This window comes from Herbaspirillum sp. FG34 (assembly GCF_057809315.1).
Genome location: NZ_JBMDJS010000019.1, coordinates 65,106 through 79,342, shown reverse-complemented (window position 1 = coordinate 79,342; position 14,237 = coordinate 65,106). Strand labels below are relative to the sequence as shown.

Annotated in this window: 11 protein-coding genes and 1 tRNA gene; 9 read left to right on the top strand and 3 right to left on the bottom strand. The window is 62.6% G+C overall.

Features of this window, described 5'->3' with window-relative positions:
- The first annotated feature begins 235 nt into the window (after positions 1 to 235).
- The 4 genes from ACODSZ_RS20020 to mnmH all read left to right on the top strand — a co-directional run bounded on the left by ACODSZ_RS20020 (position 236) and on the right by mnmH (position 3,577).
- Positions 236 to 311 (top strand) — tRNA-Asn (locus tag ACODSZ_RS20020).
- 113 nt (positions 312 to 424) lie between these two features.
- Positions 425 to 1,006 (top strand): nucleotidyltransferase domain-containing protein, encoded by a 582-nt coding sequence (locus ACODSZ_RS20015; RefSeq protein ID WP_008330388.1) that lies wholly within the window; start codon positions 425 to 427, stop codon positions 1,004 to 1,006.
- A gap of 445 nt (positions 1,007 to 1,451) precedes the next feature.
- Positions 1,452 to 2,486 (top strand): selenide, water dikinase SelD, encoded by a 1,035-nt coding sequence (gene selD, locus ACODSZ_RS20010; RefSeq protein WP_488928401.1) that lies wholly within the window; start codon positions 1,452 to 1,454, stop codon positions 2,484 to 2,486.
- Positions 2,486 to 3,577, top strand: coding sequence for a tRNA 2-selenouridine(34) synthase MnmH (mnmH, locus tag ACODSZ_RS20005; protein WP_488928400.1), 1,092 nt, complete (start codon positions 2,486 to 2,488; stop codon positions 3,575 to 3,577). The genes selD and mnmH overlap by 1 nt, the downstream gene beginning before the upstream one ends.
- Before the next feature lie 14 nt (positions 3,578 to 3,591).
- Here the strand turns inward: mnmH and ACODSZ_RS20000 are convergent, their stop codons facing one another.
- The gene (locus ACODSZ_RS20000) at positions 3,592 to 4,650 is read right to left on the bottom strand and encodes a permease (RefSeq protein ID WP_488928399.1); all 1,059 of its coding nucleotides are present in this window, start codon (positions 4,648 to 4,650) and stop codon (positions 3,592 to 3,594) included.
- Positions 4,651 to 4,991: 341 nt separating this feature from the next.
- Here ACODSZ_RS20000 and ACODSZ_RS19995 point away from each other — a divergent pair, with 341 nt between their 5' ends.
- The 4 genes from ACODSZ_RS19995 to ACODSZ_RS19980 all read left to right on the top strand — a co-directional run bounded on the left by ACODSZ_RS19995 (position 4,992) and on the right by ACODSZ_RS19980 (position 11,251).
- Positions 4,992 to 6,332, top strand: a complete 1,341-nt coding sequence (locus ACODSZ_RS19995; RefSeq protein ID WP_299538370.1) for an MFS transporter — start codon at positions 4,992 to 4,994, stop codon at positions 6,330 to 6,332.
- A 78-nt stretch (positions 6,333 to 6,410) separates the two neighbouring features.
- Positions 6,411 to 7,979, top strand: coding sequence for a galactarate dehydratase (gene garD, locus ACODSZ_RS19990; RefSeq protein ID WP_008330366.1), 1,569 nt, complete (start codon positions 6,411 to 6,413; stop codon positions 7,977 to 7,979).
- Between the two features lie 84 nt (positions 7,980 to 8,063).
- Positions 8,064 to 9,173, top strand: coding sequence for a lactonase family protein (locus tag ACODSZ_RS19985; protein WP_488928398.1), 1,110 nt, complete (start codon positions 8,064 to 8,066; stop codon positions 9,171 to 9,173).
- Positions 9,174 to 9,481: 308 nt separating this feature from the next.
- Entirely contained in the window at positions 9,482 to 11,251 is a 1,770-nt protein-coding gene (locus ACODSZ_RS19980) for a methyl-accepting chemotaxis protein (protein ID WP_488928397.1), read from the top strand.
- A 158-nt stretch (positions 11,252 to 11,409) separates the two neighbouring features.
- Here the strand turns inward: ACODSZ_RS19980 and kdgD are convergent, their stop codons facing one another.
- A complete protein-coding gene (kdgD, locus tag ACODSZ_RS19975) occupies positions 11,410 to 12,330 on the bottom strand; it encodes a 5-dehydro-4-deoxyglucarate dehydratase (protein WP_175343650.1) in 921 nt (306 codons plus the stop codon).
- A gap of 303 nt (positions 12,331 to 12,633) precedes the next feature.
- Positions 12,634 to 13,401 (bottom strand): FadR/GntR family transcriptional regulator, encoded by a 768-nt coding sequence (locus ACODSZ_RS19970; protein WP_008330362.1) that lies wholly within the window; start codon positions 13,399 to 13,401, stop codon positions 12,634 to 12,636.
- A 338-nt stretch (positions 13,402 to 13,739) separates the two neighbouring features.
- Here ACODSZ_RS19970 and iscR point away from each other — a divergent pair, with 338 nt between their 5' ends.
- Entirely contained in the window at positions 13,740 to 14,234 is a 495-nt protein-coding gene (gene iscR, locus ACODSZ_RS19965; RefSeq protein WP_008330361.1) for a Fe-S cluster assembly transcriptional regulator IscR, read from the top strand.
- Positions 14,235 to 14,237: the final 3 nt, after the last annotated feature.

The following is a 14,237-nucleotide window of genomic DNA, read 5'->3' as shown; positions in this document are numbered from 1 at the left end:
GAGCGACGGACTGTTAATCCGCAGGTCCCTGGTTCGAGTCCAGGTCGGGGAGCCAAAGAATGCGAAGGCCTCGCAAGTGATTGCGGGGCCTTTTCAATTAGTGTGAGGCTGCTGTTTGGTCTCGCGCAAAAGAGCGGCAGGGCTATGCCGCCACGATGCAGAACGATGTAAAAAATTTTCGTTTTACACTCTGGTAAATCTGAAAAAAATCGTTCATAATCGCGCCCTCAATTGATCCCTGATAGCTCAGTCGGTAGAGCGACGGACTGTTAATCCGCAGGTCCCTGGTTCGAGTCCAGGTCGGGGAGCCAGAATACGAAAGCCTCGCAAGTTCCTTGCGGGGCTTTTTTGTTTTTGGCCCTGCCAGGCATCACCTCTGCTTGCTTGTGCTCAAATTTAGCGCAGTTGAGCTAGAATTGAGCGCATGAGCACCCTCAGTGACGCCCTTTTCTCCAAATCCATCCAAGCCATTCTCGGCCAGCTGTTCCTGCGGCCGGAAGGGATGCACCTGCGCGCACTGATGAGCCGCACCGGCATCAGTTCTGCGTCGGCTCAGCGCGAGCTTGGCAAATTGACCGAGGCCGGCCTGTTGCTGCGGGAAGAGGTGGGGCGCGTCTTGCTCTACAAGCCCAATCCGGACTCTCCAATTTTTTCGGAACTGAGCGCCATTATTCGCAAGACCTTTGGCGTCGCCGATACCATCAAGGCTATGCTGCTGCCTTTTTCGGAACGCATCGAGCGCGCCTTCCTTTATGGCTCGGTTGCCAAGGGGTTGGATACGGCGGCCAGTGACATTGATTTGCTGGTGCTGGCGGATGACCTTGGCAGTGCCGATCTCTACCCCGAGCTGGTGGCGCTGGAGGCAAGACTGGGCAGGAAGATTTCCCTGACGGTGTATCGCCCCGCTGAATTCCGGAAAAAGATCGCGGCACGGAATCATTTTCTGGTTTCCGTGATGGCTGGTCCGAAAATCGAATTGATCGGAGCACAGGATGGGGCGCAATGAGCTTGAAAATCTCCTCAGGTTGGGGCAACTGAAGCCGGAGCCTCCTTCGGCGGCCGAAATCGATACCCATCTCCAAAGTGGCCGGGATCGGCTCAAAGATGCCTCGGCACCAGGTCTTTCATTATCCGGCCGTTTCCTCCTCGGCTACAGCGCGGCGTATGCGTTCTCGCCAGCCGCTATGTGCTGTTCCAGTGCCTGCCTCACACGCTGGAGGTCGGTCCCGACGTCTGGCGCTTGCTCGCACGGGCGCATGATGTTCGCAATGGCTTTGAATACGAAGGCAGTGACGAGGTGACTGAAGATCTCGGCCTGCAAGTGATTCGCTGCGCTGAGGTGCTGGAACGCCTGTCGTGATTGACCGGCTGCCCATTCAGAGACCTGGGCCCATCCCGGCGCCGCAATCGCTGCTAGAATCGGCATCCCCCCGATCAGCCAGGACTTTCCCATGAGCGACCCGATTCGTCTGACCCAATACAGCCATGGCGCCGGTTGCGGTTGCAAGATTTCACCGCAGGTGCTCGACGTCATCCTGGCCGGCAGCGGCGCCCAGCATCTCGATCCCAAACTCTGGGTCGGCAATGCCTCCCGCGATGATGCGGCCGTCTATGCCATCGATGACGAGCGCGGCGTGGTCTCCACCACCGATTTCTTCATGCCCATCGTCGATGATCCCTTCGACTTCGGCCGCATCGCCGCCACCAATGCCATCAGCGATATCTACGCCATGGGCGGTGATCCGCTCATGGCCATCGCCATCCTCGGCTGGCCGGTCAACGTGCTGCCGCCGGAAGTGGCGCGCGAAGTCGTGCGCGGTGGCCGCGCGGCCTGCGATGCGGCCGGCATCCCGCTGGCTGGTGGTCATTCCATCGATGCCCCGGAACCCATCTTCGGCCTGGCCGTGACCGGTGTGGTGGAGAAGCGCCACATGAAGCGCAACGACACCGCCAGCGCCGGTTGCCTGCTGTACCTCACCAAGCCGCTGGGCATCGGCATCCTCACCACCGCCGAAAAGAAGGGCAAGCTGCGCCCTGAAGACGTCGGCATGGCACGCGACTGGATGTGCCAGCTCAACCAGCCCGGCAGCCGCTTCGGCAAGCTGGCGGGCGTGGCTGCGATGACGGATGTGACCGGCTTCGGCCTGTTGGGCCATCTGGTGGAAATGTGCGACGGCAGCGACGTGAGCGCACGCATCCAGCACGCGCGGGTGCCCAGCCTGCCGGGAGTACCTTATTACCTGGCCGAAGGCTGCGTGCCGGGCGGTACCGGACGTAATGTCGAGAGCTATGGCAGCAAGATCAGTCCGCTTAGCGAAGCCCAGAAGAATCTGCTGTGTGATCCCCAGACCAGCGGCGGCCTGCTGGTGGCAGTGCGGCCCGAAGCCAATCCGGAATTCCTCGCCACCGCCGCTGCGCTGGGGTTGGAACTGGCGCCTATCGGCGAACTGGTGGAACGACAGCGTTACGCGGTCGAGGTGCTTTGATGGCCGATCTGCAGCCCAGCCGCGAACTGTTCCTCGCCGATACGCCCATGCTGGATGCAAGGGCGCCGGTGGAATTCGGCAAGGGCGCCTTTCCGACTGCCGTGAACCTGCCGCTGATGAACGATAGCGAGCGCCATCAGGTCGGCCTGCGCTACAAGGAAGCGGGCCAGCAGTCGGCCATCGAACTGGGCCATCAACTGGTCAGCGGATCAGTCAAGGAGGAACGCATCGCCGCCTGGGCGCAGTTTGCACGGGCGCATCCGCAAGGCTGCCTGTACTGCTTCCGGGGCGGGCTGCGCTCGCAGATCACCCAGCAATGGTTGAACAGTGAGGCCGGCATCGCCTATCCGCGCGTGGCCGGCGGCTACAAGGCGCTGCGGCACTTCCTGATGCAAGCCATCGACCAGGCTCTGGCCGAATGCGCCTTCGTGGTGGTGGGGGGCATGACCGGCAGCGGCAAGACCGACGTGCTGCTGCAGCTGGACAATGCGCTGGACCTGGAAGCCTACGCCAATCATCGCGGCTCCAGTTTCGGCAAGCGCGCCAGCCCGCAGCCTGCGCCCATCGACTTCGAACACCGCCTGGCCATTGCCCTCATCAAATTGCAGGCGCAAGGTCACCACTGGTTCGCGCTGGAAGACGAGAGTCGCCTGATCGGCGCCTGCGCCTTGCCGCTGGCCTTGCACGAGCGTATGCAGAACCTGCCCATGGTGTGGCTGGAGGACAGCCGGGAAGGGCGCGTGGAGCGCATCCTGCGCGATTACGTCAGTGGCTTGTGCGAGGAATATCTGGCGCTGGATTCGCGCCACGGTTTCGAGCGCTATCGCGCTCATCTGCTGGCCGCGCTCGGCAAGCTGGTCAAGCGCCTGGGCGACCAGCGCTACCGGCGCCTGCTGCAGATGATGGAAACCGCGCTGGCGCGCCAGGAGAAAGACGGTGTGGTCGACTTGCACCGTGCCTGGATCGATGCCTTGCTGGCCGAATACTACGATCCCATCTATGCCTTCCAGCGCGAGTCCAAAGGCTCGCGCCTGCTCTTCGCAGGGAAGCAGACCGAGGTGGTCGACTTCCTGCGGCAGTATCGTCCCTGAGCCTGCTTACAGCATTACAGCAGCACCACGGCCACCATCCCGCTGACCGCGCCGATCAGGATGGTCAGCAGCGTGACGGTGGTCAGTACCTTGGGCGTGAATGAGGTGCGCAGCATCAGCAGCGAAGGCAGGCTGATGCTGGGCAGGGTCATCAGCAGCGCCACGCCGGGGCCCACGCCCATGCCCAGGGACAACATCGATTGCACGATGGGGATTTCGGCCGCCGTGGGAATCACGAACAGCGTGCCCACCACCGCCAGCGCCACGATCCACAGCAGGCTGTTGCCCATGCCGGTATCCACCTGCGGGAACAGCCACACCCGCGCTGCGCCCAGCGCCAGCACCACCACGATGTAGACCGGCATGGTGGTCCAGAACAATTGCCACAGCTTGCTGGCCCAGCGGACCAGGAAGTGACGTCCATCATCCATCGGTTCGTATTCGGCAGCGGCCACCGCATCCAGTGCCGCCTGCGGCAGTGTTTCGGCTTGCGCCACGCGCTGCGCGATCAGCGACACGCCCACCACCAGCAGCACACCGGCCACCAGTCGCAGCGCAGCGAAGTCCCAGCCCAGTACGAATCCCATGAACACCAGCGTGGCCGGATTGAGCACCGGGTTGGCGATCCAGAACGCCAGCGCGGCGCCGACCGAGACCTGCTGACGGCGCATGCCCGCCACCACCGGGGCGGCGCAGCAGGTGCACATCATGCCCGGCAGGGCGAACAGCCCGCCGCGCAGCGTCGAGCCCAGGCCGGCGCGGCCGAACACGCGCAGCAGCCAGTCGCGCGGCACCAGCACCTGCACCAGCGAGCCCAGCAACACGCCCAGTACGGCGGCTTTCCAGATGGCCAGGAAGTAGACGCCGGCATATTCCAGCGCCGCCGACCACGGTGCGGCCGGTGCATTGCCCAGGATGGAGGCGCCGATGCTGTGCTTGTCGGCGGCCACGAAGGATTTCAGATAGTAGGGCGACCACTTGACGTAATAGAGGCCGATGGCGGCCACCAGGACGAACAACAGCGGCTTGAGCCAGGCGGAATTGCCGCGCGAGATGGTGGAAGAGGGTGTCATGGGAAATCTTGGCGAAATGAAGAGTCCGCGCATGATACCTGCGCCGCGCCGCTTCGTCAGCGCGGCGAAGGGACAGGTCATACAACGCCCCGCCCCGACGCAATAGCTCCATGCCCACCGCACGAGAACCATCGTACCGGGCGCATTCAGCGCTTGCGTCCGGTTGGCGTCCTGCTATACTGCGCTTGCTGTTGTATGACGTCTTATAACAACCCTATTCAAAGCACAACAATACGCCAAGAGACCCGCCCAGCAGGCTCCACGCCAGTACGTCCGTGTTCCCGCGGCGTCTGTGCGCAGCCGGTGGGCGGCATGGATGGCGAGAGACCTGGAGAATTCAATTGGCGCAAAGCAACACCACCAGCGGCGCTGGGGCGGTCAAGCCCACCCACATCCGCTATCTGATCCTGTTCCTGCTGTTCGTCGTCACCACGGTCAACTACGCTGACCGTGCCACCTTGTCCATCGCCGGGTCGGCGATGAAGACCGAACTGTCGCTGGACCCGGTGACCATGGGCTACATCTTCTCGGCCTTCAGCTGGGCCTACGTGCTGGCACAACTGCCGGGCGGCTGGCTGCTGGACCGCTTCGGCTCCAAGAAGATCTACATGTGGAGTATCGCCCTGTGGTCTTTCTTCACCTTCCTGCAGGCCGGTGTGACCTGGATGAGCACGGCTTCGGCCGTGATCGCGCTGTTCCTGCTGCGCTTCATGGTGGGCTTGGCCGAGGCACCGTCCTTCCCGGCCAATGGTCGCATCGTCGCGGCCTGGTTCCCGACCAAGGAGCGCGGCACCGCCTCGGCCATCTTCAATTCGGCGCAATACTTCGCAGCCGTGATCTTCACGCCGCTGATGGCCTGGATCGTGCACAGCTACAGCTGGCATCACGTCTTCACCGTCATGGGCGTGGTCGGCATCCTGCTGGCGATGGTCTGGGGCAGGGTCATCTACAGCCCCAAGGATCATCCGCGCATCAACCAGGCCGAACTGCAGCACATCGAATCCGGTGGCGGCCTGGTCGACATGGACAACAGGAAGGTCGCCGCTCCCTCCACCAAGGGTAAGGGATATATCCGCCAGTTGCTGTCCAACCGCATGCTCCTGGGCGTGTACATCGGCCAGTACTGCATCAACGTGATTACCTATTTCTTCCTGACCTGGTTCCCGGTGTATCTGGTGCAGGAGCGTGGCATGTCCATTCTCAAGGCCGGTTTCGTGGCCTCGATCCCGGCGGTGTGCGGCTTCATCGGCGGCGTGGTCGGCGGCCTGATCTCGGACCGTCTCATCAAGAGCGGCATGTCGGTCACCTGGTCGCGCAAGATCCCCATCGTGGGCGGCATGCTGCTGTCGATGACCATGATCCTGTGCAACTACGTCGAGGCGCAGTGGATGGTGGTGGGCATCATGGCCCTGGCTTTCTTCGGCAAGGGCGTGGGCGCGCTGGGCTGGGCCGTGGTGGCCGATACCGCACCCAAGCAGATCGTGGGCCTGTCCGGTGGCCTGTTCAACATGTTCGGCAACGTGGCCGGCATCACCACCCCCATCGTGATCGGTTACATCGTCAAGCAAACCGGTTCCTTCGCCGGTGCCCTGGTGTTCGTGGGCATCAATGCGCTGGTGACCGTGATCAGCTATCTTGTGATCGTCAAGGAAATCAAGCGCGTCGAACTCAAGGACGCCTGATCCGCCTTGTCGGCGGCCGCTCCGGCAGTGGCCGCCTTTTCCATTCAATTGCAGCATTCTGTCGTTTTGGGACTTAGCATGAGCACCGATACCGTCGCCAGCCAGGCATTCACTCCGCGTTACATCATGATGAACGACACTGACAATGTCGCCATCGTCGTCAATGACGGCGGCCTGCCCGCCGGCACCGTGTTCCCCGACGGTCTGACCCTGGTCGACCGTGTGCCCCAGGGGCACAAGATCGCCCTGCGCGATCTCAAGCAGGGCGAAGCCATCGTGCGCTACGACGTGGCCATCGGCTATGCCGTGCGTGATATTCCCAAGGGCAGCTGGATCGAGGAATCGCTGGTGCAGATGCCGCCGGCGCGCGAACTCGACAACCTGCCCATCGCCACCAGGAAACCGGCACCGCAGCCGCCGCTGGAAGGCTATACCTTCGAGGGCTACCGCAATGCCGATGGCTCGGTGGGCACGCGCAACCTGCTGGCCATTACCACCACCGTGCAATGCGTGGCCGGCGTGGTGGAACATGCGGTCAAGCGCATCCGCGCCGAGCTGCTGCCCAAGTATCCGAACGTGGAAGATGTGGTCGCGCTGGAGCATACCTACGGCTGCGGCGTGGCCATCGATGCCCCCAATGCCGGCATTCCCATCCGCACCCTGCGCAACATCAGCCTGAACCCCAACTTCGGCGGCCAGGCCATGGTGGTCAGCCTGGGCTGCGAAAAGCTCCAGCCCAACCGCCTGCTGCCGGAAAACATGATCCCCATCCACAAGGCCGGTGAACCCTATGTGGTCTGCCTGCAGGATGCGGAACACGTCGGTTTCAACTCCATGATCGATTCCATCATGACCATGGCCGAGGCACGCCTGACCGAACTGAACAAGCGCCGTCGCGAAACCTGCCCGGCCTCGGACCTGGTGGTCGGTGTGCAGTGTGGCGGCAGCGATGCCTTCTCCGGTGTGACGGCCAATCCGGCGGTGGGCTTTGCCACCGACCTGCTGGTGCGCGCCGGGGCGTCGGTGATGTTCTCGGAAGTGACCGAAGTGCGTGACGGCATCGACCAGTTGACCTCGCGCGCCGTCAATGAGGAAGTGGCCCAGGCCATGATCCGCGAGATGGACTGGTACGACAATTACTTGAAGCAAGGCGGCGTGGACCGCAGCGCCAACACCACCCCCGGCAACAAGAAGGGCGGCTTGGCCAACATCGTCGAGAAGGCCATGGGCTCCATCGTCAAGTCCGGCTCCAGCCCGATTTCGGGCGTGCTCGCGCCGGGCGACAAACTTCAGCAGAAGGGCCTGATCTACGCCGCCACCCCGGCCTCCGACTTCATCTGCGGCACCTTGCAGCTGGCCGCCGGCATGAACCTTCATATCTTCACCACAGGCCGTGGTACGCCCTATGGCCTGGCGGCCGTGCCGGTCATCAAGGTCGCCACCCGCAACGATCTGGCGCGACGCTGGCATGACCTGATGGATGTCAATGCCGGACGCATCGCCAGCGGCGAAGCCACCATCGAACAGGTCGGCTGGGAACTGTTCCAGCTGATGCTGGACGTGGCCAGCGGCAAGAAGCGCACCTGGGCCGAACAATGGAAGCTGCACAACGCACTGACCCTGTTCAACCCGGCGCCGGTGACCTGATGCCATCCTCCCTTGGGACCTGCTTGCGGGTCCTTTTTTTTCCGTTCACATACCAACAACAACGTTGATCCGCCAGGAGACCGCATGAGCAGCCTTATTTCCACATCCTCTTCCCGTCTTGCCACCTTCATCGCCACTTCCGCCCTCAGTCTGGCCACCGGCTACGCCCATGCGGCCACCGTGGCCTATGTCTCCAACGCCGACAGCCAGGACATCTATGTGCTCAGGCTCAATGGCGACGGCAGCGTCAATCTGATCGAGCAGGTCGAGACCGGCAGCACCGTGATGCCGCTGGCCATCAGCCCGGACCACCGCTTCCTGTATGCCTCCCTGCGAGGCCAGCCTTATTCGGTCGTCAGCTATGCCATCGATCCCCGCAGCGGCAAGCTCAAGGTCCTTTCCAAGGCGCCGCTGGCCGACAACATGGCCAACATCGCCACCGACCGCAGCGGCCGCTATCTGCTGGCGGCGTCCTACTCGGGCAACAAGATCTCGGTCAATGCGATCGCCAGCGACGGCACCGTGCAGGCACCGCCGCTGGCAGTGATCCCGACCGGGAAGAACGCCCACTCGGTGCAGGTCGATCCGGCCAATGCCTTCGTCTTCGCCAGCAACCTCGGCAGTGACGTGATCCTGCAGTACCGCTTCGATGCGGCCACCGGTGCGCTCACGCCCAATACGCCGCCCTCCGTGGCCACCAAGGCCGGTGCGGGGCCGCGCCACTTCGTGTTTTCGCCGGACCAGCGTTTCGTCTATTCGACCAATGAGCTCGATGCCACCGTCAACACCTACGCCTATGACCGTCGCGCCGGGACCCTGACCCTGCAGGGCAGTGATTCGGCCTTGCCGGAAGGCTTCAAGACCAGCGAGCAGCTGGCGGCGGCCGACCTGCACCTGACCCCCGATGGCCGCTTCCTCTATGCCAGCGAGCGTACCTCCAATACGCTCACCGGCTATCGCGTGGACCTGGCCAGCGGCAAGCTCACGCGCATCCTCAACATCCCCACCGAAACCCAGCCGCGTGGCTTCAACATCGATCCGCAGGGGCGCTATCTGCTGGCGGTCGGCCAGAAGGCCGGACTGACCAGCTACGCCATCAACCATGACAGCGGCGCCCTGACCCCGCTCTTCCGCTATACCCTCGGGCGCAACCCGAACTGGGTCGAGATCATCGACCTGCCGGCAGCCCCCTGATTCCTGGTTGCTGATTTCTTCAGCATTCAAACCGTCAATATGTTGTTTTTTGAGCTTGTCGGAGGTAAATCCGACAAGCTTTTTCACATGATTGCCGTCACATATGAAGCCGGCTTGATCCAGGACAGCCAGTGCCCGGTGTTGCCGTTGCACAATACGCAAGCACCTGTTTGCCGAGTGCCCTAACCGGGAATTGGGGCCGTTTTGGTCAGTTTGCCGCCGATATGAAGCGTGCCTCGCTGTTGTATCGTCTGCGCCAGGTTGTTCATTTCATTTGTTGTTGTACAAATATTAAGCGGAGAGAGGGAATGCGGAATCTGACGGTTCGCTTCAGCCTGATGAGCGCGCTTGCGCTGTTTTCATGCATGATCGTAGTGGGGGCCGGCGTGGGGATCTTTGCGCTGGGTCGGGCCAACCAGGCCACGGAATATGTGCATGAGATCGCCGAGCATGTCATCGTCATCAATGACGCCTACAAGGACACCACGCGCACACGCTCTGCGCTCACGCGCGCCTATGCCAATCTGAAGGAAAAGAACGATCCGGCCGTCACCGAGGGCGCCCTCAAGAGCGCCCAGACCAGCTATGACCGTGGCCTCAAGTACGTGGAGGAGTTCAGCAAGATGTCCGAGCTGGCCGGCGAGGAGCCGGCGGTGAAGAAGGAACTCATCGAATCGGCGCGCGCACTCTCCGACCTGCTGCTCAAGGCCGCCGGTGAGTTGAAGGCGGGCGATACCGCCGCGTATTCGGAGCTCAACGACAAGCAGATCAATCCGGCCGGAGCGCGCTTCTCCAAGGCGCTGGACCAGTTCCAGAAGCGGGCCATGGATCTCAACAACACCGCCGCCAGCGAGCGCCAGCACGAATACAACATGGTGGTCTGGCTGGTGGTCGCCGGTCTGATCGGCGCCCTGTTCCTGGTGATCGGGGTGCATTTCATGCTGCGCAACATCGTCCTCACGCCGCTCAACCGTGCCGTTCACCTGCTGGACCTGGTGGCCAATGGCGACCTGACGACCAAGGTGGATGTCAAGAACAACAACGAGATTGGCCGCCTGTTCTCGGCCATCCGCAGCATGCAGCAGGCGCTGTTGACCACCGTGGGCCGCGTGCGCAGCAGTTCCGACAGCATCGATACCAGTGCCAAGGAAATTGCCGCCGGCAACATGGACCTGTCTTCGCGCACCGAGCAGCAGGCCAGCTCCCTGGAAGAGACCGCCGCCTCCATGGAACAGCTGACCGGCACCGTCAAGCAGAACGCCGACAATGCCCTGCAGGCCAACCAGCTGGCGCATTCGGCCTCCTCCACCGCCAGCAAGGGTGGGGAAGTGGTTTCGCAGGTGGTCGACACCATGCAGGCCATCAATGATTCCTCGCGCAAGATCGTCGACATCATCAGCGTCATCGATGGCATCGCCTTCCAGACCAATATCCTGGCCCTGAATGCAGCGGTGGAAGCCGCCCGGGCCGGTGAGCAGGGCCGCGGCTTTGCCGTGGTGGCCTCGGAAGTGCGTTCGCTGGCGCAGCGTTCGGCGGCGGCGGCCAAGGAGATCAAGTCGCTCATCGATGATTCGGTGGAGAAGGTTGAAGCCGGCAGCCAGTTGGTGGAGCAGGCCGGCGCCACCATGAGCGAAGTGGTCACCAGCGTGCAGCGCGTGACCGACATCGTCGGTGAGATCGCCGAGGCCAGCCGCGAGCAGAGCACCGGCATCGAACAGGTCAATCGCGCCATCACCCAGATGGATGAAGTGACCCAGCAGAACGCCGCTCTGGTGGAACAGGCAGCGGCTGCGGCGCAATCGCTGCAGGCCCAGGCCACCAACCTGGTGGGCGCGGTGAGCATCTTCAAGATCGATGCGCACCAGATTGCCAGCCCGGTAGCCAAGCCGCGTCCGGCGCCGATGGCGCCGCCCTCGGCTGCGGTTGCACCGGTTGCGCCTGCCGTGCCCGCCGCGCCGTCCGCTGCAGTCACACCGAAGGCGGCGCCCAAGTTGCCGCCCGCCAAACCGGCCAAGGCCACGCCACCGGCGCCAGGCAGCCGCATCAAGGACGATGCACAGGATTGGGAAGAGTTCTGAGTTTTGGCATTTCCCTTCACGAAAACCTCCGTCGCTTCGGCTACGGAGGTTTTTTTTCGGCAGGGGCCTGCACTTTCCTTCATCTCACGTAAAAAGGGGAGGGGGCCGCAGTTTCCTGCGGCCCCCTCCCTGTTGCTGCCGGTCGGATCAGGTGAGTCTTATTGCGGACCCAGCTTCTTGATCAGGGCGGCCAGTTCTTCGTGCTCTTCCGGGGTGCAATCGGTCAGGGGCGTGCGGACCGGACCGGCGTCGTGGCCGACGATCTTGGCACCGGCCTTGACGATGGACACCGCATAACCCGCCTTGCGGTTGCGGATGGCCAGGTAGGGCAGGAAGAAGTCATCGATGAGCTTGCCGACGGTGTCGTGGTCTTCCTTGGCAATGGCTTCGTAGAACTCGACGGCGGTCTTGGGGATGAAGTTGAACACGGCCGAGGAATACACCGGCACGCCCAGTGCCTTGTAGGCGGCGGCATAGACTTCAGCGGTCGGCAGGCCGCCCAGGTAGGTGAAACGGTCACCCAGCTTGCGACGGATATGCACCATCGGTTCGATCTCGCCGACGCCATCCTTGAAGCCGATCAGGTTGGGGCAGCGGTCGGCCAGGCGTTGCAGGGTCTCGGCGTTGAGCTTGCAGACTGCGCGGTTGTAGATGATGACGCCGAAGTTGACCGACTTGCAGACCGCTTCCACGTGGGCAGCGATACCGTCCTGGCTGGCTTCGGTCAGGTAGTGCGGCATCAAGAGGATACCGTGCGCACCCAGACGCTCGGCTTCCTGGGCATAGGCGATGGCGGCGCGGGTGGAACCGCCGGCACCGGCGATGATGGGCACCTTGCCACGGCAGGTGTCGACGGCGGTGCGGATGATGTCCGAATATTCACCCGGAACCAGCGAGAAGAACTCACCCGTGCCGCCAGCGGCGAACAGGGCGCTCGCGCCATACGGCGCCAGCCACTCCAGGCGCTCGATGTAGGTCTTGGGGCGGAAATCGCCTTGCTCGTCGAAGTCCGTCAGCGGGAACGACAGCAGGCCGGAAGAGAGGATCTGTTTGAGGTCTTGGGGTGTGTACTGGGACATGGTTTCGCTCGACGCCGTTAGGAATGGGTTGGAAAACGAGGCAAGTGTGTTGATTGTTGTCTCTGATCTTCTTGTATCCGATTAGGATATCAGTCATCGTACAACATAAGATTTCAGAAAGCCAGCAATTTCTTCTGAGCTTTTGCGCTGGTGCAGGAAGAGAGAGGGCAGGTGCTGCCGACGCGGAAGGGGACGAGGCCGGGCGCTGTCGGCGGTATTGCCGGACGATGGCTGGAGGATGGAAGGGACTGCGGTAAGGAGCGGGCCGACCGGAGATGCCCGGATCGGCCCCTGCCCGGTGGGTCAGGCGCTGCCGGTGCTGCCCGATTCGGCTTCCTGCTGCGCGCGGCGCAGGCGCTCGCGGCTGTTGGTGAGGTGATTGCGCATGGCCGCGCGCGCCGCTTCGGCGTCGCTTCGGGCGATGGCCTCGAAGATGTCTTCATGCTCGCGCTGGACCCGCTCAAGGTAGCTGGCCTGCTGGTCATGGGCCAGCTCGGCGGTATTGATGCGCTTGCGCGGGATCACCCCCATGCCCAGATGGCTGATGATCTCGATGAAGTAACGATTGCCGGTGGCATTGGCGATGGCGAAGTGGAAGCGAAAGTCCGGTCCCACGGTATCGCCACCGCTTTTCTGGTTGGCGTGGAACAGGTCCAGCGCCTCGCGGATCTCCTGCAACTGGGCATCGCTGCGGCGGGAGGCGGCCAGGCCCGCAGTTTCGGTTTCCAGGCTGATGCGCAGCTCCAGCAGCGCCAGCAGGTCACGCATGGTGGTGATGGTGGCCGGGTCGATGTTGATGTTGGAGCCCTTCTTGGCCTCCAGTACGAAGGTGCCGATGCCGTGGCGCGTCTCCACCTGCCCGGCGGCTTGTAGCCGCGAGATGGCTTCGCGCACGACGGTACGCGAGACCCCCTGGGTCTGCATGATCTCCGATTCGGTGGGCAGCTTGTCGCCGGGCTTGAGACTGCCGCTGCTGATCATCGCCGACAGCGCCGCCACGACTTCCTGTGACAGGCTCTGGGGTTTGCGGCGAGGGCGCAGCAGCGGATTGGGGGTGTCGCTAACATCCATATCGGTTTATTTCTCGGGAGCGCTGGCGGACCGGCTTGTCAATGCTTGTGGTCGGTCCGCATCAGGCGAGGTGAACATTGTCGCGCCATCTTACCAGATCGATAAGCAGCGACGACGCCAGGACCAGCCGTAGCCCTCAGGGTAACGCACTTTACGCAAGAGGTCAGACAAGTTTCGGCGGAATTTTCATGCGCTTTGCGCCAGGCCAGCTTTTCGGCGATATGAAGGAAAAGGGAGGGTACCTGACAGAATTACTCGGGTTTGCTATACTTGACTCAAATATTCGGGAATTCAGGGTAACCGGCCCCGCCGGTGCATTTGTTTCTGGAGCGAACTTCATGCGTCTTACCACCAAAGGCCGTTTTGCCGTGACTGCGATGATTGACCTGGCCCTGCGCCAGGGCAAGGGTCCTGTCACGCTGTCGGCCATCAGCGAGCGCCAGGAAATTTCTTTATCATATCTGGAGCAGTTGTTCGGCAAATTGCGGCGTCACCAGATCGTCGAGTCCGTGAGGGGTCCCGGCGGTGGTTACAATCTCGCCCGCAAGGCGGCCGACGTGTCGGTTGCCGACATCATCATCGCCGTGGACGAACCCCTGGATGCAACCCAGTGCGGTGGCAAGGAAAACTGCCACAGCGCCGCGCATCCCGGCGGCGCACGCTGCATGACACATGAACTCTGGTCCACCCTGAACGAAAAGATGGTCGAATACCTGGATTCGGTATCGCTCCAGGATCTGGTCGACCAGCAAAAAGAACCCAAGCCGGCGGAACACCGTGCCGCCGACTCGCAGAGCGTGGTGGTGATGCACCGCCCGCAAGCCGCAGCCTGATTT

Excerpts from the sequence above, each read along its gene's own strand:
- ACODSZ_RS20015 (WP_008330388.1), top strand. The coding sequence starts at position 425 with ATGAGCACCCTCAGTGACGCCCTTTTCTCCAAATCCATCCAAGCCATT.
- selD (WP_488928401.1), top strand. The coding sequence starts at position 1,452 with ATGAGCGACCCGATTCGTCTGACCCAATACAGCCATGGCGCCGGTTGC.
- mnmH (WP_488928400.1), top strand. The coding sequence starts at position 2,486 with ATGGCCGATCTGCAGCCCAGCCGCGAACTGTTCCTCGCCGATACGCCC.
- ACODSZ_RS20000 (WP_488928399.1), bottom strand. The coding sequence starts at position 4,650 with ATGACACCCTCTTCCACCATCTCGCGCGGCAATTCCGCCTGGCTCAAG.
- garD (WP_008330366.1), top strand. The coding sequence starts at position 6,411 with ATGAGCACCGATACCGTCGCCAGCCAGGCATTCACTCCGCGTTACATC.
- ACODSZ_RS19985 (WP_488928398.1), top strand. The coding sequence starts at position 8,064 with ATGAGCAGCCTTATTTCCACATCCTCTTCCCGTCTTGCCACCTTCATC.
- ACODSZ_RS19980 (WP_488928397.1), top strand. The coding sequence starts at position 9,482 with ATGCGGAATCTGACGGTTCGCTTCAGCCTGATGAGCGCGCTTGCGCTG.
- kdgD (WP_175343650.1), bottom strand. The coding sequence starts at position 12,330 with ATGTCCCAGTACACACCCCAAGACCTCAAACAGATCCTCTCTTCCGGC.
- ACODSZ_RS19970 (WP_008330362.1), bottom strand. The coding sequence starts at position 13,401 with ATGGATGTTAGCGACACCCCCAATCCGCTGCTGCGCCCTCGCCGCAAA.
- iscR (WP_008330361.1), top strand. The coding sequence starts at position 13,740 with ATGCGTCTTACCACCAAAGGCCGTTTTGCCGTGACTGCGATGATTGAC.